General features: G+C 59.0%; 22 protein-coding genes. 15 read left to right on the plus strand and 7 right to left on the minus strand.

What is annotated here, in order from left to right:
• Positions 1 to 20 precede the first annotated feature (20 nt).
• From ACQZ63_RS09080 to ACQZ63_RS09130, 11 genes are all read left to right on the plus strand, one after another.
• The gene (locus ACQZ63_RS09080) at positions 21 to 965 is read left to right on the plus strand and encodes an isoaspartyl peptidase/L-asparaginase (protein WP_113555383.1); all 945 of its coding nucleotides are present in this window, start codon (positions 21 to 23) and stop codon (positions 963 to 965) included.
• A gap of 117 nt (positions 966 to 1,082) precedes the next feature.
• Positions 1,083 to 1,988 (plus strand): LysR family transcriptional regulator, encoded by a 906-nt coding sequence (locus tag ACQZ63_RS09085; protein WP_003511007.1) that lies wholly within the window; start codon positions 1,083 to 1,085, stop codon positions 1,986 to 1,988.
• Between the two features lie 180 nt (positions 1,989 to 2,168).
• Positions 2,169 to 3,113 (plus strand): ABC transporter permease, encoded by a 945-nt coding sequence (locus ACQZ63_RS09090; RefSeq protein WP_003511005.1) that lies wholly within the window; start codon positions 2,169 to 2,171, stop codon positions 3,111 to 3,113.
• Positions 3,110 to 3,928, plus strand: coding sequence for an ABC transporter permease (locus ACQZ63_RS09095; RefSeq protein WP_013761618.1), 819 nt, complete (start codon positions 3,110 to 3,112; stop codon positions 3,926 to 3,928). Before ACQZ63_RS09090 ends, ACQZ63_RS09095 begins: the two co-directional genes overlap by 4 nt.
• Positions 3,925 to 5,559, plus strand: a complete 1,635-nt coding sequence (locus ACQZ63_RS09100; RefSeq protein ID WP_013761617.1) for an ABC transporter ATP-binding protein — start codon at positions 3,925 to 3,927, stop codon at positions 5,557 to 5,559. The genes ACQZ63_RS09095 and ACQZ63_RS09100 overlap by 4 nt, the downstream gene beginning before the upstream one ends.
• Positions 5,560 to 5,572: 13 nt before the next feature.
• A complete protein-coding gene (locus ACQZ63_RS09105) occupies positions 5,573 to 6,415 on the plus strand; it encodes a serine hydrolase (RefSeq protein WP_026330689.1) in 843 nt (280 codons plus the stop codon).
• A 29-nt stretch (positions 6,416 to 6,444) separates the two neighbouring features.
• Positions 6,445 to 7,989 (plus strand): ABC transporter substrate-binding protein, encoded by a 1,545-nt coding sequence (locus tag ACQZ63_RS09110; RefSeq protein WP_060642500.1) that lies wholly within the window; start codon positions 6,445 to 6,447, stop codon positions 7,987 to 7,989.
• 127 nt (positions 7,990 to 8,116) lie between these two features.
• Complete coding sequence (locus ACQZ63_RS09115; protein ID WP_003510996.1) at positions 8,117 to 9,559, plus strand: M20 family metallopeptidase; 1,443 nt, start codon at positions 8,117 to 8,119, stop codon at positions 9,557 to 9,559.
• A gap of 362 nt (positions 9,560 to 9,921) precedes the next feature.
• The gene (locus tag ACQZ63_RS09120; protein ID WP_003510994.1) at positions 9,922 to 10,851 is read left to right on the plus strand and encodes a sugar ABC transporter substrate-binding protein; all 930 of its coding nucleotides are present in this window, start codon (positions 9,922 to 9,924) and stop codon (positions 10,849 to 10,851) included.
• 241 nt (positions 10,852 to 11,092) lie between these two features.
• Entirely contained in the window at positions 11,093 to 12,634 is a 1,542-nt protein-coding gene (locus tag ACQZ63_RS09125) for a sugar ABC transporter ATP-binding protein (protein ID WP_003510992.1), read from the plus strand.
• Between the two features lie 32 nt (positions 12,635 to 12,666).
• Positions 12,667 to 13,698 (plus strand): ABC transporter permease, encoded by a 1,032-nt coding sequence (locus ACQZ63_RS09130; RefSeq protein ID WP_003510990.1) that lies wholly within the window; start codon positions 12,667 to 12,669, stop codon positions 13,696 to 13,698.
• A 98-nt stretch (positions 13,699 to 13,796) separates the two neighbouring features.
• Here ACQZ63_RS09130 and ACQZ63_RS09135 read toward each other — a convergent pair whose 3' ends face one another.
• Complete coding sequence (locus ACQZ63_RS09135; RefSeq protein WP_111800241.1) at positions 13,797 to 14,552, minus strand: gamma-glutamyl-gamma-aminobutyrate hydrolase family protein; 756 nt, start codon at positions 14,550 to 14,552, stop codon at positions 13,797 to 13,799.
• A gap of 304 nt (positions 14,553 to 14,856) precedes the next feature.
• Between ACQZ63_RS09135 and ACQZ63_RS09140 the strand changes: the two genes are divergently transcribed.
• The gene (locus ACQZ63_RS09140; protein ID WP_003510986.1) at positions 14,857 to 15,954 is read left to right on the plus strand and encodes a TRAP transporter substrate-binding protein; all 1,098 of its coding nucleotides are present in this window, start codon (positions 14,857 to 14,859) and stop codon (positions 15,952 to 15,954) included.
• A gap of 315 nt (positions 15,955 to 16,269) precedes the next feature.
• On the opposite strand, the gene ACQZ63_RS09145 is transcribed toward ACQZ63_RS09140, so the two are convergent.
• Positions 16,270 to 17,751: a TRAP transporter large permease gene (locus ACQZ63_RS09145; RefSeq protein ID WP_113555382.1), complete on the minus strand. Its 1,482-nt coding sequence runs from the start codon at positions 17,749 to 17,751 to the stop codon at positions 16,270 to 16,272.
• A 32-nt stretch (positions 17,752 to 17,783) separates the two neighbouring features.
• Entirely contained in the window at positions 17,784 to 18,323 is a 540-nt protein-coding gene (locus ACQZ63_RS09150; protein WP_003510982.1) for a TRAP transporter small permease subunit, read from the minus strand.
• A gap of 415 nt (positions 18,324 to 18,738) precedes the next feature.
• Here ACQZ63_RS09150 and ACQZ63_RS09155 point away from each other — a divergent pair, with 415 nt between their 5' ends.
• On the plus strand, positions 18,739 to 18,963 hold the full coding sequence (locus tag ACQZ63_RS09155; RefSeq protein WP_003510978.1) for an aa3-type cytochrome c oxidase subunit IV: 225 nt from the start codon (positions 18,739 to 18,741) through the stop codon (positions 18,961 to 18,963).
• An 82-nt stretch (positions 18,964 to 19,045) separates the two neighbouring features.
• On the plus strand, positions 19,046 to 19,579 hold the full coding sequence (locus ACQZ63_RS09160; protein WP_035199477.1) for a hypothetical protein: 534 nt from the start codon (positions 19,046 to 19,048) through the stop codon (positions 19,577 to 19,579).
• 61 nt (positions 19,580 to 19,640) lie between these two features.
• Here ACQZ63_RS09160 and ACQZ63_RS09165 read toward each other — a convergent pair whose 3' ends face one another.
• Positions 19,641 to 20,894 carry an NAD(P)/FAD-dependent oxidoreductase gene (locus ACQZ63_RS09165; protein WP_003510975.1) on the minus strand — a complete coding sequence of 418 codons (1,254 nt, stop codon included), beginning with the start codon at positions 20,892 to 20,894 and terminating at the stop codon, positions 19,641 to 19,643.
• 332 nt (positions 20,895 to 21,226) lie between these two features.
• Here ACQZ63_RS09165 and ACQZ63_RS09170 point away from each other — a divergent pair, with 332 nt between their 5' ends.
• On the plus strand, positions 21,227 to 22,963 hold the full coding sequence (locus ACQZ63_RS09170) for a methyl-accepting chemotaxis protein (RefSeq protein ID WP_111795342.1): 1,737 nt from the start codon (positions 21,227 to 21,229) through the stop codon (positions 22,961 to 22,963).
• A gap of 70 nt (positions 22,964 to 23,033) precedes the next feature.
• Here ACQZ63_RS09170 and ACQZ63_RS09175 read toward each other — a convergent pair whose 3' ends face one another.
• From ACQZ63_RS09175 to ACQZ63_RS09185, 3 genes are read right to left on the minus strand one after another with little or no spacing between them, the layout of a single operon-like run.
• Positions 23,034 to 24,353, minus strand: coding sequence for an LLM class flavin-dependent oxidoreductase (locus tag ACQZ63_RS09175; RefSeq protein WP_162763570.1), 1,320 nt, complete (start codon positions 24,351 to 24,353; stop codon positions 23,034 to 23,036).
• 18 nt (positions 24,354 to 24,371) lie between these two features.
• Positions 24,372 to 25,718 (minus strand): MmgE/PrpD family protein, encoded by a 1,347-nt coding sequence (locus tag ACQZ63_RS09180; RefSeq protein ID WP_113555381.1) that lies wholly within the window; start codon positions 25,716 to 25,718, stop codon positions 24,372 to 24,374.
• 4 nt (positions 25,719 to 25,722) lie between these two features.
• Positions 25,723 to 26,523, minus strand: a complete 801-nt coding sequence (locus ACQZ63_RS09185; RefSeq protein ID WP_013761605.1) for an amino acid ABC transporter ATP-binding protein — start codon at positions 26,521 to 26,523, stop codon at positions 25,723 to 25,725.
• Position 26,524: the final 1 nt, after the last annotated feature.

Raw genomic sequence — 26,524 nt, forward strand, 5'->3', positions numbered from 1 at the left:
GGCAACAGTGGAGTGAGGATATGACGAAGATCGCACTGGCCATTCACGGTGGTTGCGGGGTTATGCCGGAAGACAGCATGACTCCGGAGGAATGGGAAGCGGCGCGCCTCGATCTGGCGGCGGCACTGCGCGCCGGTTATGGTGTGCTCAAGGCTGGCGGAACTGCGCTGGAAGCGGTTGAGGCGGCAGTCGTCGTTATGGAGGACAGCCCGCATTTCAACGCAGGCCATGGGGCGGCGCTCAACGAGAATGGCATTCATGAACTCGACGCGTCGATCATGGATGGCAAGACCCTTGCCGCAGGCGCAATCAGCGCCTCCCGCGCCATCCGCAACCCGGTGAAGGCGGCCCGGGCGCTGATGGAGGATGAACGCGCAGTCTATCTCACCGGTGAAGCGGCTGACCGGTTTGCGCAGGAGAAGGGGCTTGCCACGGAGCCTCAATCCTATTTCACCACTCAAAAGCGTGTCGAGGCGCTGGCGGCCATGAAGGCCCATGCCACCGCAGGTACGGAAGCGACGGAAAACGAAAAACACGGAACCGTCGGTGCCGTGGCACTCGATGCTGCTGGGCATCTCGCAGCCGCGACATCCACCGGCGGCTACACCAACAAGCCTGACGGCCGGGTGGGTGACAGCCCTGTGATCGGGGCGGGCACCTATGCACGCGACGGCGCCTGCGCCGTTTCCGGCACCGGCAAGGGTGAATTTTTCATCCGTTACGTCGTCGGCCATGAGATCGCGTCCCGTGTCGCCTATCTCGGGCAGGATCTGGAAACCGCCGCCGGCAACCTCGTCCACAAGGATCTGGCGCCCTACGATATCGGTGCGGGTCTTGTCGCCATCGATGCCGAAGGCGGCATTGCCGCACCCTATAATACGCCCGGCATGTTCCGGGGCTGGGTGACCCCATCAGGAGAGGCCCGTGTTGCCACCCACGACAGGGTCTACGACGTGGAATTGTAACCGGCGACCGACCGGGCCGAATGACAATGCTAAAAAAAACGGTGACATGAAGGCCTATCGGCGGCAAAAGGTCTGAACCGAAACCGGCTCGTCATTTCATCCCATGGTGCTGGCCTCATGAATATCAAGCAGCTCGAAGTCCTTCGCACGCTTCTTTCCACCGGCTCGACCATCGCCACCGCCAAGGCCATGGGGCTAAGCCAGTCCGGTATCAGCCGGCTTCTGGCTCAGCTCGAGGCGGACCTGTCGCTGACGCTGTTTGCCCGTGACAAGGGGCGGCTGATCCCGACGCCGGAGGCAGCGCTTCTCGCGCGTGACGCGGAAAATGTGCTGCTTGCTGTCGATCGCATGTCCGGCCACGCCGAAGATCTGCGCAATGGTGCGGCCGGTCCGGAAATCGTCCGCATCGGCCTGCCGAGCAGCATGTGGGAGAACTTCGCGCCCGCCATGCTGATAGACTATGTCAGGGATTTCCCCGGCGTGCGCATCGAGACTTTCTTTGAAACGACCACCGCCATCAACAGGCTGGTTGGCGAGCGGGTGATCGACCTCGGTTTCCTGCGCATGGAAGGTGAGATTGGACCGGGCATTGATGTCGAGCGTGTCGCCACCGGCAAAAGCGTCTGCGTGGTCCGTCAGGATCACCCTTTAGCCGAGCTTACCGAGATAACAGTTAAGGACCTGCGCAACATTCCGCTCATTCTGATCGGCCGGCAGCGGCCGAACCGAATGGCACTCGAGCAGGTCTTCAAGAAGGCGGGCGTCAAGCCCATGGTGAAGATCGAGACCCACACCAACAGTTCCGCATGTGCCTATGTCGCGCATGGTCTGGGCGTTACGATCATCAGCAGTTTTTATGCTAACCTCTACAGGCACCTTCCCGTCGTGGCGCTGCCCTTCATTCCGCAATCAACCCAGGAGTTCGGTCTTGCCCGGGCCTCGGGCGCACCGCTGTCCATCGCGGCGCAGGCACTCAGCGACGCCTTGAAGCAACAAATCCAGCTTTCGCAAAAAATCGACTGAAAACAGAGTTTTTCGCGAGAAATCTCATTGTCCCTGTCAGGATGAAACGTGCCACCATTCTGCATAGGCATATGACGTTTATGCATAATATTGCGCGTTATTTATCAATCCGTCATAGTCTTTCGCAACGAAACCGATAGAGGCGGGAGCACGTTCCCGGCCATCAATCGTGGGGAACCGATGATAAGATTCATACTGAGCCGTCTTTTGATGGCGCTGCCGACGATCGCCTTTGTGTCGATCACGGTCTTTGCGCTCATCCGCTTCATTCCGGGTGATCCGGCCGCCCTGATGCTGGGCGACATGGCGCAACCGGAACAGATCGAGGCGATGAGAACAGAGCTTGGTCTCGACAAGTCCATGCCGCAACAGTTCGTCATCTGGGCGGGCAATGTGGTGCAGGGCGATTTCGGCCGGTCCATCGTCAACGACGAGGCAGTATTGCCGCTGGTCGTGTCGCGGTTCCTCGTCAGTGCTGAGATCGTCGTCGTCGCCGTTCTGCTGGCCAGCCTGATTGCGGTTCCGGCGGGTGTGATCGCCGCCTGGAAACAGAACAGCCTGACCGATCTTGCACTGGTTGGAACGGCAACCCTGCTTTTGTCCATACCGACATTCTGGCTCGGGCTTCTGCTTCTGCTGTTCTTCGGTCTAAAGCTCGGCTGGCTACCGGTGCTGGGATACGTATCGATCAGCGACAATCTCGTTGGCGGCATGCTCTATCTTGTCCTGCCTGTCATGACGCTGGTGATCCACGAGATGGGTGTCTTGATCCGCATGGCCCGCGCCTCAACGCTTGAAGTGCTGCGGCTGGATTACATTACCCATGCCCGCGCCAAGGGACTTTCGGAGAGTGCCGTCCTCTGGCGGCACGCCTTCAAGAATGCCTTTGGTCCGACATGGACAATGATCGGCCTCATCCTCGGCAATCTTCTCGGCGGCATCGCCGTCATCGAGACGGTCTTTACCATTCCGGGGCTCGGGCGGCTGATGGTCGACAGTATCTTTGCGCGTGACTACCCCGTCATACAGGGCTGCCTGCTGTTCGTTTCCCTGTCCTACGTGCTGGTCAATCTCTTCGTCGACCTTCTTTATCCCCTCTTCGATCCGCGTGTGGTTGCCGAATGAAAAAGTTCACACTCAACGGGCTTATCGGCGGCGTTCTCATCGGCCTCCTGCTCATCACCGCCATTACCGGCCTATTCTGGACGCCCTATGATCCGATGAAGCTCGGTTTCGCCTCGCGGCTGGCCGCGCCCGGTCCCAGCCATCTTCTCGGCACCGACGAATTCGGGCGCGATGTTCTCAGCCGCCTGATGGTCGGCGCGCGTGCCAGCGTCTGGATCGGCTTCCTGACGGTCAGCTTCGCGACGATCTGCGGCACTCTGATCGGTCTTGTCAGCGGTTATGCGCGCGGCTGGATTGATGGCGTCATCATGGCCATCAACAATGCGCTTCTCGCTTTTCCCGGCATTCTCCTGGCGCTTGGCCTTCTCGCGGTCTTTGGTGCCAACCAGTACGGCATCATCTTTGCGCTCGGCATCGCCTACACGCCATCAATGGCCCGCGTGGTGCGTGGCGCCGTATTGTCGCTGCGTGAGCGCGAGTTCATCGAGGCATCGCTGGTGATGGGCAATGGCGAGATCTACACCATGTTCCGCCACATCCTGCCCAATTGCATCGCGCCGATCACGGTGCTTGCCACGTCCATGTTCGGCTGGGCAATCCTCTCGGAAAGCGCACTGTCCTTCCTCGGCCTTGGCGTGCCACCGCCGGCCCCCACCTGGGGCAACATGCTGGCCGCTGGCCGGCCCTTCATTCAGCAGGCCGTCTGGCTCGGGCTTTTCCCCGGTCTCTGCATCGCGCTGACACTGCTCGGCATCAATCTTCTGGGCGATGCCCTTCGCGACAGGCTTGACCCGCGCATGAGAGGTCTCAAATGACGGACAATACTCTTCTTACCGTGCGCGGCCTTTCGCTGGAGGTCGCGGGAAGCGGCCACCGGGTAGTCAAGGATGTTTCCTTCGATATTGCGCCTGGCGAAATCTTCGGCATCGTCGGCGAAAGCGGATCGGGAAAGACGCTGGCCACCCGCGCACTCATCTCGCTTCTGCCCCCGGCAATCGCCGTCACCGGTGGATCAGTCATCTACAAGGGAAGGGACGTGATGTCCCTGCCGGCAAGGGAACTTCGCCGCCTGCGCGGCGCGGAAATCGGCGTCGTTTTCCAGGAGCCGATGACCTCTCTCAATCCGTCGATGACGATTGGCCGGCAGTTGGAAGAAGGCCTGATCCTTCACACCAAGTTATCGCCGGAAGAGCGCCGCGAGAAAATTCTCGAGATGCTGAGACGGGTCGGTATCCGCGATCCCGAAGGGGCGCTTGCTGCCTATCCGCATGAGTTTTCCGGCGGCATGCGCCAGCGCATCATGCTGGCCTCGGTCATGCTCCTGAAACCGGCGCTGCTGATCGCCGACGAGCCGACGACGGCGCTCGATGCCGTCATCCAGCGCGACGTCATGGAGCTGATGGTCGAACTGACACGGGCGGAGGGAACAGCCGTCCTTCTCATCAGCCATGACCTGCCGATGGTGGCCCGCTATACGAGCCGTATCGTGGTCATGGAGAAGGGCGCGATTGTCGAACAGGGTCGCACCGAAGACCTGCTCGATGCGCCGCAGCATCCCTATACGAAAAAGCTGCTTTCCTCCCTGCCCTTCCGGGGCGAGCCGCGTGTCGTCGACACCAGCAAGGCGCCGATGATTTCGGCCCGAAACATTGTTGTCGATTATGCCGGACGCAAGTCACTGCTGAAGAAAGCCAAGCCGAAGCGGGCGCTGCATGGGGTCAGCATCGATATTCACGAAGGTGAGGTCGTGGCACTGGTCGGTGGCTCCGGCTCCGGCAAGACCACGCTTGGCCGCACCATTGCCGGTCTCGTAAAGGAAAGCGAAGGGCAGATCCAGTTTCAGGGGCGGGAACGCAAAGAGGACTGGAACGACTATCGCCTGAATTGCCAGATGGTGTTTCAGGATCCCTATTCCTCGCTCGATCCGCGAATGACCATTCAGGCGCTGGTGGAGGAGGCGTTGCGTCTCGTCCCCGGCCTGGATCAGGCCGCCAAGCGCAAGCGGGCGCTGGAAACGCTGGAAGAGGTAGGGCTTGGCGCAGACTATGCCAGCCGTTATCCGCACGAGCTTTCCGGCGGCCAACGCCAGCGCGTGGCGATTGCCCGTGCCATTGCCCGCCGTCCGCGGTTCCTGATCGCCGACGAACCGGTTTCCGCCCTTGACGTGACGGTGCGGGCGCAGGTGCTCGATCTCTTTTCCGATCTGCAGAAACGTTACGGCTTTTCCTGCCTGTTCATCAGCCACGATCTCGGCGTGGTCGAACAGGTGGCCGACCGTGTCGTCGTCATGCAGGACGGCCGTATCATCGAAGAGGGCGACCGCGACACGATTTTCGACAGCCCGAGAGAGGCCTACACACGCCGGCTCCTCTCGGCCATTCCCGCCCTCGACCAGAATGAAAAGGGCGGTGTGACACTCAAATGGCGTCTGGAAGAAGAAGTTTAACAGGAACATGACAATGACTGTGGCTGCCCAACTGAATGCTATCTGTGATGCACAGCCTTTTGTGACGCGCTTCATGGTGCGCAATCTCCTGACCGGCGAAGAGATCGGAAGGGGAGAAAACGAGGAGACCCCGTCGGGCAGCACCCGCAAGACGTCGATCATGATGGCCGTGCTCAAGGCTGCCAGCGAAGGGCGGCTCGATCTCGACCAGCCGGTCACCTACGAGAAGAGGCTGGCGGAAGAGGTGGCCAGCGGCATGTTCCGCTATCTGACGCCGGGCATCGTCATTTCCCTGCGCGATGCACTCGCCGGCATGATGGTGCTGAGCGACAATGTCTGCACCAAGATGGTGCTGGAGCGGCTGACGCTTGAGGAGGTGGACAGCTATTGCAAGACGCTCGGCATGGCTAATACCCACCACCGTTTCCTCATTCCACCGTTGGCGCTGGCGGCCGATCATCCGCTGAAGACCGTCACCACCACCTCGGCGGCGGACCAGGTGCTGCTGCTTCAGACCATTCTTGATGCCCAGTCCTCGCCAGAGGCGCAGGCAAAGCTCGGCTGCAGCCCGCAATTGTGCGGCTGGGCAATGCAGACGCTGAAAAACCAGATATTGCGCTACGGAATCCGCTCCCGCCTGCCATTCGAGGCTGTGGTGGCGAGCAAGAGCGGACGCGGCAAGCGCGGGCGTATGGACGCCGGCATCGTCTACAGAAACGGCGCGCCGTCTTTCATCATCACCGCCTATACCGATGAAGTGCCGCAGGTGATGCCTGACGGCACGCCGGGATACACCATCGCGCTCGAAACGATCGGCCGGCTGGCGCAGGCCTGCTGGGACGGCTTTCAACAATGATAATCAACGACAACAAAGAGGGTAGAACAGTGAACAAACTTCTTCTCGCAGGCGCGGCCCTGCTCGTAACAGCCAATATCGCGGCGGCTCGCGACATCACCATCGCGCAGAGCTCCGATCTGCGCAGCAGCAATCCCGGCGTCAATCGTGACGGCAATACGGACGGGGTGATCCTGCACATCGTCGAAGGCCTCGTCGGTTACAACAATGGCGGCGAAGTAAAGCCGCTGCTTGCCGAGAGCTTCGAGGTTTCGCCAGATGGCCTCACCTATACGTTCAAGCTGCGCGCGGATGTGAAATTCCATAACGGCAAGCCGCTCACCGCAGAAGATGTCGTCTGGAACTGGACGCGCTATCTGAAGCCCGAAACCAAATGGGCCTGCCTGAATGATTTCGTGGAAGGCGGTGCCGCGCATGTCACCGGCGTCAAGGCCACGGACGCCTCCACGGTTCAGATCACGCTTGAAAAGCCGTCAGCCGTTTTCCTCGGCCTGATGTCGCGGCCCGAATGCGGTTATACCGGCATGATCTCGCCGGAATCTGTTGCCGCTGACGGCAGCTTCGTCAAGCCCATCGGCACCGGTCCGTTCCAGTGGAACGAATGGAAGAAGGGTGAATATATCCGCCTCGCCAAATTCGCGGATTATGTTTCGCCTGTAAATGACGGCAAGCCGGATGGCATGGTCGGCTCCAAGCGGCCGCTGGCCGACGGCATCAAGTTCATGGTTATTCCGGACGCCTCGACCGTGAAGGCGGGCCTCGAATCCGGCGTGCTCGACACCGCCGAGATTTCTCCCGATCTCATTCCGGAGTTCAAGACGAATGAGAAGATGCAGCTCATTGTTGCCCGCAACAACGGCAAGAACCTTTTCTATATTCAGACCCGCGACAAGGTGCTGAGCAATCCCGGCGTACGCCGCGCCATGGCGATGGCGCTTGATCTCGATGAACTGGTCGCCGCCGCATCGAACGGTACGGGCGAAGCCAACGGCTCGATGGTTTCGCAGGACTCGGTCTATTTCGATGAGACCCAGAAGAAGCGTCCGGCCTATGACATCGAGGCAGCCAAGAAGGAACTGGAGGCAGCCGGTTACAAGGGCGAGCCGATCTCTATCATCGCCAACAAGCGCGGCAATGTGCCGAGTTTTCCGGCAGCCGTCATGGCGCAGGCCATGATGCAGCAGGCGGGTCTGAACGTACAGATCGAGGTGCTGGACTATGCCACGCAGGTGGATCGTCGCCGTTCCGGCAATTATCAGGTGATCTCGCAGTCTGTCGCGCCGCGTCTCGATCCGGCCCTGATGTATGCATTCTACGTCGGTAACAAGGACAAGAACGCCTCCCTGATGTGGGATGATCCGAAGGCGATCGAGCTGATGAAGGCTGCCTATGTCGAGGCCGACCAGGCGAAGCGCCAGAAAATTTTCGACGAGTTCCACGAACTGATGCTGAAGGAAATGCCCGGCATCTTCCTTTACGACATGGTCGATGTCTGGGGCGCGACCAAGAAGCTCAAGGGTCAGCCGGTCTGGCAGTCGAACGCCCGCCTCTGGGAAGTCTCGGTCGACAACTGATCCAATATTGCCCGCGCCGGAAGCAAAGCCCGGCGCGGGCATTTTCCATCATGACCGTAATGATTTGGCGGCCCCCCGCCGAAGCGTTTGCGTGCGCCCTTAAGGGGCAGGAATGCGAGGACAAGCCATGAACCGTGAAGCCGTGATGTCGATTGCCGCCGAAATCGAGTCAATGAAGCCACATTTCACCACTTTGAGCGACAGCATCTGGGATTTTGCCGAACTCAAATTCGAGGAGAGGCAATCTGCCGGGGTTCTAGCAAACGCGCTTGAGGAGAACGGCTTTGTGGTCCGCCGCGGTGTAGCTGGCATGGACACGGCCTTCATCGGTGAATTCGGCCACGGCAAGCCGGTTATTGCCTTCCTCGGTGAATTTGACGCGCTTGCTGGCATGAGCCAGATGGCCGGCGTGGCCGAGGCAAAACCGCTTCAACCCGACGCCTCCGGCCATGGCTGCGGCCACAATCTGCTCGGCGTCGGCTCGCTGATGGCCGCTATCGCACTTGCCCGGCATCTGAAAGCCAACAACCTGCCCGGCACGGTGCGTTATTATGGCTGCCCCGGCGAAGAGGGCGGTTCCGGCAAGACTTTCATGGTGCGTGCCGGTCTTTTTGACGATGTCGATGCGGCTTTGACATGGCATCCCGCGCCCTTCAACGGCGTGCGCTCCACCAACAATCTCGCGGTGCTGGAATATTTTTATCGTTTCAAGGGCGTTGCTTCCCATGCCTCCAACGCCGCCCATCTTGGTCGCTCGGCGCTCGATGCCGTTGAACTGATGAATGTCGGCGTCAATTTCCTGCGCGAACACATGCCGCAGGATTGCCGGGTGCATTATGCGATCACCGATGCCGGCGGCAAAGCGGCAAATGTGGTGCAGGCAAAGGCCGAAGTGCTCTATCTGATCCGCGCACCTGAAATGCGCCAGGCGCTCGATCTCGCAGCCCGTGTGGACAAGGTCGCGCGTGGCGCGGCCATGATGACCGAAACAGAGGTGGAGATCGTCTTCGATACCGCCTCCACCAATCTCCTGCCCAACATCACGCTCGAAACGGCGATGCATGAAAACATGGTGGCGCTTGGACCCATAGCCTTCGACGAGGCCGATCAGGCCTTCGCCAAGGTCATTCAGGACACGTTCACGGAAGAGGCGATCAAAAGCAGCATCCGGCTCTACCAGATCAAGGGCGACGTCTTTTCCAACGGGAAGATCGACGGGTCGACGCCGCTGCATCTCGGCCTGCGCGATTTCGAGGGGCAGTCGCATTTTCGTGCCGGATCGACCGATGTCGGTGATGTCAGTTGGGTGACGCCGACAGCGCAATGCTGGACACCCGCATGGGCAATCGGGACCAATCCGCATACGTGGCAGGTTGTGGCGCAGGGCAAAAGCCCGGCCGCCCACAAAGCCATGGCACACGCCGCCAAGACGCTCGCATCGACAGGTCTTTCGCTGATGACCTCGCCCGAGCTGCTTGAAAGTGTCAAAAAAGAATGGCTGGAGAAAACCGAGGGCAGTGATTATGTCTGCCCCATTCCGGCGGATGTGATGCCCGGTTTTCACGATTAAGACGTGGCGCGTCTTTCGCGCCCGTCCAACTTTTCCATTTGTCCGTGACGTTTTATCGCAGGCAGCCCAGCGACTTCCGCGAAAGTGCTCAGCAAGCGCATGAGCCCCCTCCGCCCACGCCAGGGCGAAGGGGGCTATCCCCGTTTTCTCTGAAAACTCCTGGTCATCACCGCCTTGTGTGCCGTCTCGCTCCACGACCACGAAGAAAGCATTGACGTTCGAACCAAAAATGGAATAAATATATCGAACAACAGAAATTCGGTTTCATTATTCCGTTTTCTGGATGTGAGGAGTTAGCGGCGGGCTCTCGGGTCCGTTTCCGGCTGGGAGAGGTGGCGCTGGACACCGAGGAGGAGAAAACAATGAAAAAGCTTATTATCAGTGCGGCTATGTCTGTGCTTTTGGGCACGGCGGCACATGCCGAGACCGTCGGTGTTTCGATGGCCCTGTTCGACGACAACTTCCTGACCGTGCTGCGCAACGGCATGCAGGATTATTCCAAGGAGCTGAAGGGCGTCACCCTGCAAGTTGAGGACGCGCAGAACGACGTTGCCAAGCAGCAGAGCCAGATCCAGAATTTCATCGCCTCCAAGGTCGATGCGATCATCGTCAATCCGGTTGATACGGATGCGACGGCGGCCATGTCGAAACTTGCTGCTGAAGCCAAGATTCCGCTGGTTTACGTCAACCGCCAGCCGGTAAACGTGGATTCCCTGCCAGACGGCCAGGCCTTCGTGGCATCGGAAGAAACCGTGGCCGGCACGCTTGAAACCAAGGAAGTCTGCCGCCTTCTCGGTGGCAAGGGCAAGGCCGTGATCATGATGGGCGAGTTGTCCAATCAGGGCGCGCGCATGCGCACGCAGGCCGTTCACGATGTTCTGAAAACCGATGAATGCAAGGGCATTTCCGTGGTTGAAGAGCAGACGGCCAATTGGCAGCGCACGCAGGGTTCCGACCTCGTCACCAACTGGCTGTCCGGCGGTATCGAGTTCAATGCCGTCATTGCCAATAACGATGAAATGGCGATCGGCGCTATCCAGGCTCTGAAGGCCGCGGGCAAGGACATGAAGGAATATGTCGTTGCCGGTGTGGACGCCACGCAAGACGCGCTTGCCGCCATGCAGGCAGGCGATCTCGACGTGACGGTCTTCCAGGATGCGGCTGGCCAGGGCAAGGGTGCTCTCGATGCCGCACTGAAGCTCGTCAAGGGCGACAAGGTGGATAAGAAGGTCTACATTCCCTTCCAGCTCGTTACCCCGGAAAACGTCAAGGACTACGTAGCCAAGAACTGACGACCCTTTACCGGCATTTGCGACCGTTTCAAGCAATATCGGAAGCAAATGCCGGTTCTGGACGGCAGTCGGCGTCTCAGACGCCGAGTTGAAGCAGGCTAGAATAGTATTTCAGTGAATTCAAAGTGTTACAGCGCTTTTGTGTGTCTTGATCGGCACGGCGCTGTAAGCCTCCCCGGAGGATGGGCGCCTTTTGGCGAAACCTCTTCCCCGGTCATTTTTGTCTATCGTGGAGGATAAGATGGTCGTCAGCCCATCGACAATGGCCGCCGTGCGCGCCAGCGGCGCCGTGCCCAATGCAGAATATCTTCTCGCAGCGGACGGCATACGCAAGGAATTTCCAGGCGTTGTCGCGCTGGATGACGTTTCGTTCCACCTCAAGCGCGGCACCGTGCATGCGCTGATGGGTGAGAACGGCGCCGGTAAATCGACGCTGATGAAGATTCTGGCAGGTATCTACCAGCCGGATGTCGGAGAAATTCGCCTGAAGGGCGCTGCGATACGCCTCGATTCACCGCTTGATGCGCTCGAAAACGGCATTGCGATGATCCATCAGGAACTCAACCTGATGGCCTATATGACGGTGGCGGAAAATATATGGATTCGCCGAGAGCCAAAAAACCGACTGGGCTTTATCGACCATGGCGAAATGTATCGCCGCACCCAGACATTGCTCGAAAGGCTCGGTATCGATCTCGATCCGGAAATGCGTGTCGGCGAACTATCGGTCGCAAGCCGGCAGATGGTCGAAATCGCCAAGGCGGTTTCCTACGACTCCGACGTTCTCATCATGGACGAACCGACGTCAGCGTTGACTGAGCGCGAGGTGGAACATCTGTTCCGCATCATCCGCGACCTCAGGGACCGCGGTATCGGCATCGTCTACATCACTCACAAGATGAATGAGCTTTTCGAGATCGCCGATGAGTTTTCCGTCTTTCGCGACGGCAAATATATCGGCACCCACGCGTCCACCGATGTGACGCGAGACGACATCATCCGCATGATGGTGGGGCGCGAAATTACCCAGATGTTCCCGAAGGAAGAGGTTCCGATCGGCGATGTGGTGCTGTCGGTCAAGAACCTGACGCTGAACGGCGTCTTCCATGACGTGTCATTTGATGTTCGCGCCGGGGAAATTCTAGGTGTCGCCGGCCTTGTCGGTTCTGGCCGCTCGAACGTGGCGGAAACGGTGTTCGGCGTTACGCCGGCGTCTTCTGGCACTGTGGAAATCAACGGCAAGCCTGTGTCGATCGCAAGTCCGACAGAGGCGATTCGTCACCGCATGGCGTTCCTGACGGAAGACCGCAAGGATACCGGCTGCCTGCTGATTCTCAATATTCTTGAGAACATGCAGATCGCGGTTCTTCAGGACAAATATGTCGCCAACGGCTTCGTGCAGGAAAAGACGCTTTCGGAAGCCTGCGACGACATGTGCCGCAAGCTCCGGGTCAAGACGCCCAATCTTTACGAGCGCATCGAAAACCTGTCGGGCGGCAATCAGCAGAAGGTGCTGATCGGGCGCTGGATGCTGACACAGCCACGCATCCTCATTCTGGATGAGCCGACGCGCGGGATCGATGTCGGGGCAAAAGCCGAAATCCACAAGCTGGTCGGCGAGATGGCGCGCAATGGCGTCGCCGTCATCATGATTTCCTCCGAAATGCCGGAGGTTCTGGGCATGAGCGACCGTATCATGGTCATGCATGAAGGTCGCGTGACTGGCTTCCTTGACAGAAGTGAAGCCACACAGGTGAAGGTGATGGATCTCGCATCGCGGTGAGGCGCGCCGGGATTTCTCGAGGAGGAATGACTATGAATACGAACGCCGCCGCCAACGCAGAGTTGGATGCAAAATCCGGACGCAAGCCGCACAGGCGCATACCGCCCGAAGCAAATATATTTTTCGTGCTGATTGGCATCGCGCTGGTTTACGAAATTCTTGGCTGGATTTTCATCGGCCAGAGCTTTCTGATGAACCAGCAGCGCCTGACGATCATGATCCTGCAGGTGTCCGTCATCGGCATCATCGCCGTCGGCGTCACGCAGGTCATCATCACCGGCGGCATCGATCTGTCCTCCGGTTCGGTCGTCGGTCTGACGGCGATGTTGTCCGCCAGCGTGGGGCAGTCCTCCACATGGCCGCGGGCGCTTTATCCGGGTCTGACCGATCTGCCTTTCTTCATGCCGCTGGCTGTCGGCATTCTGGCTGGCGCTTTGGCCGGTTTCATCAACGGGCAGCTTATAGCACGCACGAAAATCCCGCCGTTCATCGCAACCCTCGGCATGATGGTGACGGCGCGCGGCCTTTCCAAATGGTACACCAAGGGCCAGCCGATTTCCGGTCTGACCGACGGTTTCACCTTCATCGGTACAGGTGTCTGGCCGGTCGTGGTTTTCCTCGTCGTCGCGGTTATTTTCCACGTTGCGCTACGTTACACCCGTTACGGCAAGTTCACCTATGCCATCGGCGCCAACCAGCAGGCCGCCCGCGTTTCCGGTATCAATATCGAGGCGCATCTGATCAAGGTCTACGCCATTGCCGGCATGCTGGCCGGTCTTGCTGGTGTCGTCACCGCTGCCCGTGCACAGACGGCGCAGGCCGGCATGGGTGTGATGTATGAACTCGACGCCATCGCCGCGGCCGTTATCGGCGGCACTTCGCTCGCCGGCGGTGCTGGCCGTATTACCGGCACAGTGATCGGCACCATCATTCTCGGTGTCATGACATCCGGTTTCACGTTCCTCAGGGTCGATGCCTATTACCAGGAGATCGTCAAGGGACTGATCATCGTGGCCGCCGTCGTCGCTGACGTCTACCGCCAGAAGAAACGCGCAAAACGCTAAGCACTCCTCCTCCCGGACCTGGGGCAGGCCTTCAGGCTTGCCCCTTTTTTTGTCCTATCGACAAGGACCTGAATGGCCTTGGAGGGGAGGGGTCGGTTTCAGGTCTTGCTGTTCCGGTACTCGTGAACTGCCTTGCCGAAAGCTTCGAACAAAGCGCGCGAGGGTGCGTCTGTCTCGGCCCAATATTCCGGGTGCCATTGCACACCAACGGCAAAGCCCTTGGCATCGATGACGGAAACGGCCTCGATCGTGCCGTCTGCCGCCGTCGCCTCCACCTGCAGGCGTGGCGCGGTCTCGGCAATTGCCTGCCGGTGCAGCGAATTGATCTGGATTTCTCCCGACACGCCAAGATGCTGCGCAATGCAGGAGCCTTCGCGCACATGCACCGGCTGGCGGATTGCGAAGGCCACGTCGCGGTCCTCATGTTCCGGCTTGCGGTGGTCCCATATTCCGGGCTGTTCCTGAATTTCGGAAGCAAGCGTGCCGCCCAGCGCGACGTTCAGCTCCTGAATGCCGCGACAGATGGCAAGCATCGGAATGCCGCGTTCCAACGCCCGGCGGATCAGCGGCAGGCTGGTGGCGTCGCGGGCTGGATCGAACGGACCGTCACTCTCCTTTGCCTCTTTTCCGTAAAGAGAAGGGTGAACATTGGTGGCCGAGCCGGAGACGAGCAGGCCATCGACCCGGTCGAGGATGGCATCGACCTCATTGCCGTCCTCAAAGGCCGGAACGATGAAGGACATGACATCAGCCACCTTCAGCGCCGCGGAAAGATACTGGTTCTGCGCGGCGTGCCAGTCGGCTCCGGTGAAATGCCGGATGTCGGCGGGGACGGCGATAATCGGTTTTGGCATGGTGGCTCCGGGGGCGAATCTTCGAAAATTTGTGCGACTGCCAGCGGGCCAAGTCAAGCATGTGTTTCGTCCTCGGAACGCAATATATGCGGCTAAAGTATAAGGCGGCGTCGCGATATTTCAGTTGCAAATAAAATAGCGAAGAGGCCGCCGAAAAAATCCTGATATGGCTGGTTTTCCGGCAATTAATTCTTGGCGCGGGTGCTTGTCAGCTGGGCGGTAACCGTGCTTACTTTGCTGCGATGCCTGAACAGCACGAGGGGAATTCAAGCTGCGGGCAGCGTTGATATCTGGGAGGATATAGATGGATCGCCGTTCCTTTATGAAAAAAGGTGCGCTGGCGGGGGCTGCTGCGACAGCCTTGGCTGCGCCCGCAATTGCACAACAGAATACCAAGATCACCTGGCGACTGACGTCTTCGTTTCCGAAGTCGCTCGATACGATCTATGGCGGCGCCGAGGATATTGCCAAACATGTGGCGGCCGCTACCGACGGCAATTTCACCATCCAGCCCTTTGCGGCTGGCGAAATCGTGCCCGGCCTGCAGGCGGCCGATGCCGTATCATCGGGTACGGTGGAGATGTGCCATACCTGCTCCTATTATTACGTCGGCAAGGATCCGACCTTCGCTATCGGCACGGCGATACCGTTCGGTCTTAATGCCCGCCTGACCAATTCCTGGTTCTACGAAGGCAACGGCAACAAGCTGCTCAACGAGTTTTACGCCAAGCACAATCTCTACGGCATGATATCAGGTAATACCGGCGCCCAGATGGGCGGCTGGTTCCGCAAGGAAATCAACACCGTCGACGATTTCAAGGGTGTGAAGATGCGCATTGCCGGTCTTGCCGGCAAGGTGGTGGAAAAGCTCGGCGTGGTCCCGCAGCAGATCGCCGGCGGCGATATCTATCCGGCGCTGGAAAAAGGCACCATTGATGCCGCCGAATGGGTTGGTCCGTATGACGACCACAAGCTCGGTTTCCAGAAGGTGGCGAAATATTATTATTACCCGGCCTTCTGGGAAGGCGGACCGGTCATCCATTCCTTCGTCAATCTGGACAAGTGGAACAGCCTGCCGAAGAACTACCAGACGGTGCTGCAGGATGCCTGCGCTTTCGCCAATACCAGCATGATGGCGAAATATGACGCGAAAAACCCTATCGCCATCAAGCAGCTGGTTTCGGAAGGTGCCGTGCTGCGGCCCTTCAGCCAGGAAATCCTCGAGGCCTGCTATAAGGCAGCGTTGGAAGTCTATGCCAATATTTCAGCAACCAACCCGGACTTCAAGAAGATCTACGAGGATCAGGTCGCCTTCAAGCGCGAGGGTTACCTGTGGATGCAGCTTGCGGAATATACTTTCGATACTTTCATGATGATCCAGCAGCGTAACGGCAAGCTCTGATTATTCGGTGCGGCGGACCGGACAAAAGCCTCGGGGACTTCGGTCTCCGGGGTTTTTGTTGTGCCGTCGCGCGCCTGCATCCGCCCGACAGGAAAGGGCGATTGACGATCAGGGCTGTCGGAAGCAAAAGCAGCAGGCTCAGTGACCAGGCGCAGTCCCGGCAATCATTGGCCACGCTGACCTCGGAAAAACCGGACAGGCTGGCCGATGACTGTCAGGTTCAATTTTCACACAGAGTAAATGGAAGGCAGGGGTGCAACCCTGTCTTCCACTCAGCAATGATCAGTTCTCCGAAAAATCCGTAAAAGACGCTGGTTAAGGCCCGATCTTCGGTGGTTCACCGAGGTTAGGCATACCTGGCAACCCACCCGGCTGGCCTCCTGGCAGGCCGAAATTGGGCATGGTGCTGCCGCCCTGATTGCCGAAGGCAGGCACTTCGATCTTGATGGAGTTGAGGTCCACCTGGGGTGCTTTATCCAACCAGTAGGTGACGGATTCCGGCCAGAAGATCACGATGGCGACGAGGATGAGCTGCATGCCGAGCCAGGGAATGGCACCCATGTAGATATCCGAGGTCTTGACCGTGCGCGGCGCGATTGAGCGCAGGTAAAACAGCGCGAAACCGAAGGGCGGGTGCATGAAGCTGGTCTGCATGTTGATGCAGATCAGCACGCCGAACCAGATCAGGTCGATGCCGAGCGCCTGCGCGATGGGTGCGAGCATCGGGATGACGATGAAGGCGATCTCGAAGAAATCGAGGAAGAAGGCGAGAAAGAAGATGAAGATGTTGACGAAGATCAGGAAGCCGATCGGGCCGCCCGGAATGCCCGACAACATGTGCTCGATCCACAGCGAACCGTCCATGCCCTGAAAGACGAGGGAAAAGCAGGTGGCGCCTACCAGAATGAACACCACCATGGACGTGATGTGCATGGTGGAATGCATGCCCTGCTTGACGAGATCCCAGGTGAGGCGGCGGTGGGCTGCGGCCAGCGCCATGGCCCCGACGACGCCGAGCGCGCCGGCTTCCGTTGGTGTTGCAAGGCCGAGGAAGATGGTGCCGAGCACGAGGAAGATCAGCACGATGGAGGGCACCATGCCCGCCAGCACGCGAAATACCAGTGCACGGTTGAGTTCGCCCCGCGCTTCTGGCGGCAAAGCAGGCAAATCCTTCGGCCGCACGATCGACATGAACAGGATGAAGAGCATGAAGATGGCGACTTGCAGGATCGACGGGCCAATCGCGCCGAGATACATGTCGCCCACGGATTTACCGAGCTGGTCGGCAAGAACGATCAGCACGAGCGAAGGCGGAATGACCTGCGTGATGGTGCCGGATGCGGCGATGACGCCGGTGGCGAGGCGCGGATTGTAACCGTATTTCAGCATGATTGGCAGCGAGATGACACCCATGGTGATGACGGAGGCGGCAACCGTGCCTGTGATCGCGCCAAGGATTGCGCCGACGATGATGACGGCATAGGCGAGGCCGCCTGGAATGGCGCCGAACAGCTTGCCCGTGCCTTCAAGCAAATCTTCGGCAAGCCCGCATCGCTCCAGGATCGCGCCCATGAAGGTGAAGAACGGAATGGCGAGCAGCAGGTCGTTCGAGACGATGCCGAAGATGCGCAGCGGCAAGGCCTGAAGGAAGGCCGGCGAAAAATGCTCGGTGAAGATGCCGATGACGCCGAAAACCAGACCGACGGTGGCAAGAGAGAAAGCAACCGGAAATCCGTAGAGCATGAAGATGATCATGCCGAGGAACATCAGTGGCGGAAGAATTCCATATTCGAACATGGGAAATATCCTGAAGGTTCAGATCGCGGCGATCATTGCAGGGGTTTTTCGTACTTCGTATCGAGCGCATAAAGCCCGTTGAGGGCGCCGATGCGCTTGATGAGTTCGGAAAATCCCTGAAGAACCAGAAGGGCGAAACCGGCGAAGATGATGAGTTTCACCGGCCAGCGGATAAGCCCGCCAGCATTGGAGGACATTTCGTTCTGATGCCAGGAAAGCATGAACATCGGCCAGGAAAGCCAGGCCAGATAAAAGCAGGCGGGCATAAGAAAAAGTACGATGCCGATGATGTCTACCCACAGGCGCGTGCGAGACGAGATAGCCCCGTAGATGATGTCCACCCGCACATGTTCATTCATGCGCAGCGTGTAGGAGGCACCCACCAGCACGATGAAGGCAAACATGTACCACTGGATTTCGAGCCAGCCGTTTGAACTATAGTTGAAGGTATAACGCACCATGGCGTTTCCGGCGCTGACGAGGCAGCAGACAAGCACCAGATAACCGGCGACCTTGCCCAGAGCTTCGCTGACAAGGTCGATCAGCGCACTTAATTTCAAAAGCGGTTTCATTACTTTCCCCTCTTCCCTTGCCGGGCCCTTTGCGGGTTATGGTGGCAAGCAAGCCGGTCGGCCATCGTGACGGGCACGCCTCCACGCGTATCCGCACAGCCAAATTCCGGCGTTCCTCCCCACAGAATCCCGTGTATGGGCAGGCTGTCCGAAAAGCAACCGAAACCACTATTAAACCGGCCGTATGGCCGCCGTTTTCAACCGTTTACAAAAGAATGTTGCACGACGGCACGCTTTGCACGGCATACCGTTTGCCCCGCTTGTCAGCGATGTTCTTTCGTGTGGAACGCATTGCACTTTTCGCCGACTTCATGTTACCTCTGGCTCCGGAGAATCCGGCATGGGCCCGTTATCGTCCGCAGGGCAAATTGTCTTGTGCGGCGGGTATGGCGGATGGAGCAGAAGGGGAAGCGGAATGAGCGAACACCACACAGGTCCGGTCGAAGTTGGCGCCGAGATGAACTACGCCGAGCATGAAAAGACCTACAACGCTTTTCTTGCCATGACGAAGTACGGCACGATGCTGGTCTGCGTGCTGATGCTGGCCATGGTCGCGGGTTTCTTCACGTCCGTGGGTTTCCTTGGCGGCCTTATCGTTTTCCTCGTGCTTTCGGCTGCGGGTTTCATTCTGCTGCGCTGAGCAACGCTGTTAACAAGCGTTTCGCGGCGCGGACGTTGCGATGCCTTGCTACCGGCAAGCCCAAACCCGGAAAGGCGAAGCAATGAAACGCCTGTTTGCCTGGCTGTTATTGCTGGCGGTTATGTCGCATCCCGCTTTGTCGCGCGATCTTTTGCCGTCTGAGCAAGACAAGCTGCAAACACAGATAGAGCGGTTCAGCGCCGCCTTGAATGCGCAGGATTTTGATTTTGTCGGCCGGACGGTGCCGCCGAAAATCTTTGAGTTCATTGCAAACGACGCGGGTGTTTCCGTCGGGCAGTTGCGTAGCGCTCTGACCACGCAGATGCAAATGGCGCTTGCAGCGGTGAAGATCACCGAATTCACCATGGACACGGCGGCGATCAGTGTGCAGCAGACGCCTGATGGAACGCCCTATGCGCTCGTTCCGACGAAAACGGTGATGGAAACCGGCGGCCAGACAATCGAAGCGAAATCCCATACCCTGGCGCTTATAGACGGTACGCAATGGTATTTGCTGCGTGTGAGCGATCAGCAGCAGGTGACCATCCTGCGAAAGGTCTATCCATCCTTCGCCACGGTGGAGTTTCCGGAAGATTCCGTACAGCAGGTGAAATAGCGTGCAGGCGTCCGCTAAACCGTAGAAACTCTAACCGGCTTGAAACCGGATTTCCGCATTGTCAGGAAAAACGCCCCGGACGGAACGGATCGACCGATATTGCGGTCTCCTCGCCGTTTGCCAGTTGCGTCACGAGGCGGGCGGTAGCTGCCGATTGCGTCAGCCCCAAATGACCATGGCCGAAGGCATAGATGACGGAAGGTGTGGTGCGCGCGGTGCCGATGACGGGAAGACAGTCCGGCATCGAAGGGCGGAACCCCATCCATTGCTGGCCGCCTTCAACCTTGAGACCGGGCAGGAAACGACCGGCTTTTTTGAGCATGGCCTCGGATCGCTTGAAATTCGGCTTCAACTCCAGACCGCCCAACTCGACTGCGCCGCCAACGCGGATGCCAGACGATAGCGGTGTAACGACAAAACCGTGGTCGTTGAAATAAAGCTGGCGCGTGAGGTTGAAGGCGCCAGCGGGCAGGGTGGTGTTATAGCCGCGTTCGGTTTCCAGCGGCACGATGTTGCCAAGTGTTGCGGCAAGCGGCTTGGACCACGCGCCGCAGGCGATCACCACCTTGTCGGCGTCGATCTTGTCGCCGTTTTCCAGGGTCACGATCGTACTTTCGCCGACAGCGTCGATGCGTTCTGCCTCGCCCTTGCGCAGCTTTCCGCCACGGGCGATCACCAGGTCGAAAATGGCACGGGTGAAGTCGTAGGGATCGGAGACCTGCAAGCCATCAGGCGAGAACATGGCGTGGCGGAATTGCGGGGCAAGACCCGGCTGCAATTCGTCTATCTCGTTGCGGGCGACACGCTTGGAAGAGAAGCCTGCCTGTTCCTTTTCATCCCAGTCCTTGCGGGCAGCGTTGAGGCTGGCTTCGCTGTCGTAAAGATCGAGCGTGCCGGTTTTCGCGACAAAGTGCGAGAGCTCCGGCATGGCGGCGACATGGGCCATTTCGGTGGCAGACAGCCGGTTGATCTCGCTGAGCGTTCTCAGGCCGTGGCGAAAGTTGCGCTCAGCGCTGGCGCGCCAGAAACGCCACAGCCACGGCGCGATCTTCGGCGCATAGGCAGGCGGCACGCTGAGCGGGCCGAGCGGATCGAAAAGCCAGCGCGGTGCTTTTCTCATGATGCCGGGGGCGGGAATGGGGATGATTTCGGGAAAGGCGAGGATACCGGCATTACCGGAGCTTGCGCCCCGGGCAACTTCACCGCGCTCCAGAAGAAAGACCTCACGCCCGGCATTTTGCAGGTAAAGCGCCGCCATGGAACCGATAATGCCGGTGCCGATCACCAGCACGTCGCATTTCAGGGTTTTGGTCATCGGCGCTCCTGCAACACAAATCTCTCAAGCCCGCCATAACAATGAATGCCGTACCGATGAAAGCCCGTATCGCTCTGCGGCGGCAGAAATATCAGCACTGTGGCAAATAAGCGGTTCTCATCCGGTGCGGACGGGTTGGTAAAGGCAGCTCGGTCTGAAGTATTCTTGCCAACAGTTTCGGTCATTGGACCAATAGTTATGGGTCATCATTAATTGCTATTTAACAGTGTCCGGCTAGGTTTCGCGTACACGCAGACCGATCCTTTATTTTCATCTCTTTGGCATCGAGGAGGAAAGGTCCGCATACAAGTTATTGTTGGGAGTTCAAAGACATGTCTCAATTTTTCAAACTCGGTACGGACGCATCTGCGGTACTTGATGCCCTAGGCCGCTCGCAAGCCATCATTGAGTTCGATCTGACTGGCAAAATTCTGAAAGCGAACGACAATTTCTGCAAGGCGGTCGGCTATCAGCAATCAGAAATCATCGGACGCCCCCATAGCATGTTCCTGTCTCCCGAAGATGCAGCGTCACCCGAATACAAGGCCTTCTGGGCGAAACTCTCACGCGGCGAATACGATCAGGGCCAATATCGGCGGCGGTCGAAAACCGGCGACGACATCTGGATTGAAGCCTCCTACAATCCGGTTTTTCGTTTCGGCAAACCTTACAAGGTGGTCAAGATCGCTTCCGATATCACGTCGACGAAGCGCCGAAGCACCGAGGATAACGGCAAGCTGGCAGCGCTTTCGCGTGCGCAGGCGATGATCGAGTTCACTCCCGAGGGGAAAATTCTCTCCGCGAATGAAAACTTCCTGACAGCACTCGGCTACACGGCGGAAGAGATCATCGGCAATCATCATTCGATGTTTTGCGAGCGTGGCTACGTGCAGTCCGAAGAGTACCGCAATTTCTGGAAAGATCTTAGTAAGGGAGAGTTCTCGACCGGTCAGTTCATGCGGCTTGGCAAGAACGAAAAACGCGTCTTCATCCAGGCGTCCTACAACCCGATCATCGACGAGCGGGGAAAAGTCGTCAAGGTGGTGAAATTCGCCTTCGATATAACGGACCGCGTGCATGCGGTGGAAGAACTGGGCGCTGCGCTTGAGCGTCTTTCCCAGTGCAACATCCGCGTCACGCTCGACAAGCCTTTCGTGGGTGAGTTCGAGGGGCTGAGACGGGATTTCAACAAGTCCATCGCCGAATTCCAGAAAACCCTGGAAAATGTTCTTGGGCAGACCGATGACCTGACCAGAAGCAGCCAGGAAGTCAGCGAAGCCTCTGTTCATCTCGCCGAAAGATCGCGTGAGCAGGCCGTGGCGCTGGAGGAAACCTCGGCGGCGCTGGAAGAAATCACCGCGACTGTACGGGCATCGACGGAAAACACCAAGGAAACCCGAAAACTCGTTCAGAGTGCGCGGACGTCAACGGCGGCTTCCACCGAAGTCGTTGGGCGTACCGTCAACGCCATGCAGCGCATCGAGACGGCATCGCGGGAAATCAGCCAGATTATCGGCGTTATCGATGAAATCGCCTTCCAGACCAACCTTCTTGCCCTGAATGCGGGCGTCGAAGCCGCGCGCGCGGGCGATGCGGGCAAGGGTTTTGCGGTCGTGGCACAGGAGGTGCGCGAACTTGCGCAACGCTCCGCCAGTGCCGCCAAGGAAATCAAGGCGCTCATCAACAATTCCGGCACCGAGGTTATGGAAGGCGTGCGGCTTGTCGGCGAGACGGGTGAGGCGCTGAAGCAGATCGATGCGCTGGTGAAGCACATTGACGGCAATGTCGATATGATCGCCAAGGCCGCCGATGAACAGGCCTTAGGCATCAGCGAAATCAACCGTGCAGTCAACCAGCTCGACCGGATGACGCAGGAAAACGCGGCGATGAGCGCGCGCACGACCGCCATTAGCGCTACCCTTGCCCAGGGTGCGGATGTGCTGGCGCAACTGGTCAGCCTGTTCAAACTGAACCGCCGCGCGACCCAGCGCGACGACGGGGCATCCATTTCATCCAACTCGTCGCGGACGAGCCACAGTGTGAAACTGTCGGGAAGGAAAGCAGCCTGACGGATCGGCGACAGCCTGCTTCCACGTGAGCCTATTGTCATGCGGATGCCCGTCGCCGGGCATCCGTTTTTTATGCCCGCAGGGCAGGCCTGTTGATGCCGAGATGGTCGCGCAACGTCGAGCCTTCGTATTCCTTGCGGAACAGGCCACGTTCATGCAAGAGCGGCACGACTTCGCGGTTGAATTCTTCCAACCCACCGGGGAAGAAGGGCGGCATGACGTTGAAGCCGTCTGCTGCGCCGTTCTCGAACCACTCCTGCATGCGATCCGCAACGTCCTTGGCCGTGCCCATGACGATATGGTGGCCACGACCAGCTGCAACGCGCAGCGCCAGTTCCCGGATCGTCAACTTTTCGCGGCGCGCCAGTTCGGTCAAAAGTTCGGCGCGGCTGCGCAACTGGTCGGAAATAGGCAGGTCCGGCAGCGGGCCGTCAAGATCGTACTCGGTAAGGCTATGGCCGATGCGTTCCTCAAGCAACGGCATGGCGCTCTTGATGTCGGTCCAGCGGTTCAGCTCCTTCAGCTTTTCGCCGGCCTCTTCGAAGCTCTTGCCGATGATGGGCATGAAACCCGGCATCACGGCAACGCTTGCGGGATCGCGGCCGAATTTCTCCACTCGCGCCTTTAGGCTGGTGTAGAAGGCCTGCGCCTCGGAAATGGCCTGCTGTGCGGTGAAGACGATATCGGCAGTGCGGGCGGCGAGATCCTGTCCCGGGCCGGAGGAGCCGGCCTGAATGAGAACCGGGTGACCCTGCGGCGAACGCGGAATGTTCAGCGGCCCCTTCACCGTGAAATATTTGCCTTCATGATCGAGAATATGCACCTTCTGCGGATCGACGTAACGGCCGCCTTCCTTGTCCTTGACGAAGGCGTCGTCGTCCCAGCTGTCCCACAGGCCACGCACGACGTTCACATATTCTTCCGCAACGGCATAACGCTCGTCATGCTCGGGATGGCTCTTGGAGAAGTTCGCCGCCGTGCGGGCATAGGAGGTGGTAACGATGTTCCACGCCGCACGCCCGTGGCTGAGATGGTCGATGGAGGCGAAGGCGCGTGCGGTGTGGTAGGGCTCACCATAGGTTGTGGAGGCGGTGGCGGCCAGTCCAATCTTGTTTGTCACCATGGCAAGCGCCGCAAGCAGGGTAAGCGGCTCGAAACGGGCGATCATCGAGGGATGGGCGTCGACGCCGCTTGTGAGGCCATCGGCCAGAAAGACCATGTCGAACTTGGCATCTTCGGCCATTTTCGTGACACGGGTCAACAGGTCGAAATTCTCGCTGCCGGCTTCCGCATCCGGGTGACGCCAACCGGAAACGTGGTGGCCGGCTCCTTGCAGGAACAGGCCAAGATGCATCTGTCTTTTGCGGGTAGTCGTGGTCATGGTGATCATGCCTTTATTTCGGTCGTGTTATATTTGCGTTGCCAGAAGCACTTCTAGCTTCTTGAGGTCGGCTGAGGTTTTCATGGTCCGCACCAGTGCCGGAATTCCGGCGAATTTTTCATTGCCGCCAGTGGCGTCGGCAAATTTTTCCGTGGGGTCATCAATGCCGGGAAGACCGTCAATGCGGCGCGACAGCACCGTGCCATCCTTCTTCGTCACGTCGATGACCACGAAACGGGTGGTCGGATCCGGCGAGAGGCGGCGGGCGGTCTCATCATGCCGGCGCGAGACTTTTGCGGAAAGTCCAAGCAGGTTAGCGCGTGCAGGGCGTTCGTCGAAATGGCTGATGCCGAGTGCGCCATCCGTCAGTGCGGCGGCGAAGACATATTCAGCGCTGAAACGCGCATCGATGCCCGTGGCGGGTGTGGCCGAACCCACAAGAGCGGCATCGCCTCCCGGGGGAAAGGTGATGACGACAGTTTCGATTTCATCTGGTGCCAGATCATTGGCGCTGCGCAGTGCAAGCGCACCAACGGCAACAGGGTGGCTGGCGGTGCAGCAGGGAAATGCCTTGAGCGTCAATCCGGGAGAGACGATCTGCCAGGGTGTACCCCAGCCGGACAGGAGCCGTTTCGGCTGTTCCGCGCCAAAGGCGAAGGCGGAATAAAAGCCGATAGGGTTTTCCAGAAAATCCGGCGCGCCCTGAAAACCTGATCTTGCCAGCTGCGCGGCGGTGAGGCCAGCGCGTGTCGCAAGCCCGGCATGCAGGGGCTTCGCATCATAACCAAATTGCAGGCGAAGTCCGGCCGACTGCGTGGCGGCAAGGCCGAGTGCGATAGCGGTCGTCTGCGGGGTGAATTTGAGAAGATGAGCAATGGCGGCCGCCGCACCGATGGGGCCAAGGGTCGCGGTGGCGTGGAAGCCATTTTCGTAATGCTTGGTGCCGAGCGACAGGCCAAGCCGCGCCATGGTTTCCAGCCCGACAATATAGGCGGCGATAAATGCATCCGCCGTAGAGCCTTCCTCGACCGCAACAGCCAATAGAGCGGGAACGATGGCGACGGTGGGGTGGCCGCGCACGCTGCCATGGACGTCGTCATAATCCAGCACGTGCCCCGCATGACCATTGATAAGTGCGGCGGTGAAAGCATCCGTGCGCAGATCATGGCCGACAATGCCCGCCGTGCCGGATGTGCCTGACGTAAAGCTGTCGATGAGGATTTTCGTGCTTCGGTCGGAAGCGCCACCCAGCATACAGGCAAAAAAGTCGATCAGCGCCGTGCGGGCGATCGTCACAGCCTCTTCGTCGCGGAGCGGATCAGAGGCGGCGATGGCTTCTGCCAGATGAAGGGTGAGTTTTTCGTCGGCGGTCATGGCGTCAGATCCCTTCGCCGTCGGCGACCCGTGCCACCTGTCCGCCGAGACCCTTTACGAAGGCGTTGATACGCGGATTGGTCGACTTGTAGAAGATGTGCTCCGGCGTGCCCTGATCAACGATCAGGCCGTTTTCCGTGAAGACGATATTGTCGCTGATTTCCTCGGCGAAGCGCATTTCGTGGGTCACGAGAATGCTGGTCATGCCGTCATTGACGAGATCGCGGATGACGGCGAGCACTTCGCCCACGGTTTCCGGATCAAGTGCGGAGGTAACTTCGTCAAACAGCACCAATTCAGGCCGCATGGCAAGCGCGCGGGCAATGGCCACACGCTGCTGCTGGCCGCCGGACAGCTGACCGGGATAGGCATCCACCTTCTGCGACAGGCGGACTTTTTCCAGCAATTCGCGGGCATGACGCTCGGCTTCCGCCTTCGGCGTGCCGAGGATTTTAATCGGCGCGATGGTGATATTTTCCATGACAGTCAGATGCGGGAAGAGGTTGAACTGCTGGAAGACAATGCCGATGCGCTTGCGCAGCGTTATGCGCTCAGCTTCCGTTTTCAGCTGATCGACGCGGGTGCCCCCCACGGTGATCTTGCCAGATTGCGGAATGAGCAGGCCGTTGATGCAGCGCAGGATCGTGGATTTGCCCGAGCCGGAAGGGCCGATGATGGAGACGGCGTCGCCCTTGTTGACGGTGAGATCAATGCCTTTGAGCACTTGATTGTCGCCGAAGGACAGGTGCACGCCTTCCAGTTCAACCAGAGCTTTGGCGGCGGTTTGGGGGGCGGATGCGGACATG

It is taken from the genome of Agrobacterium sp. CG160-95 (assembly GCF_053521725.1).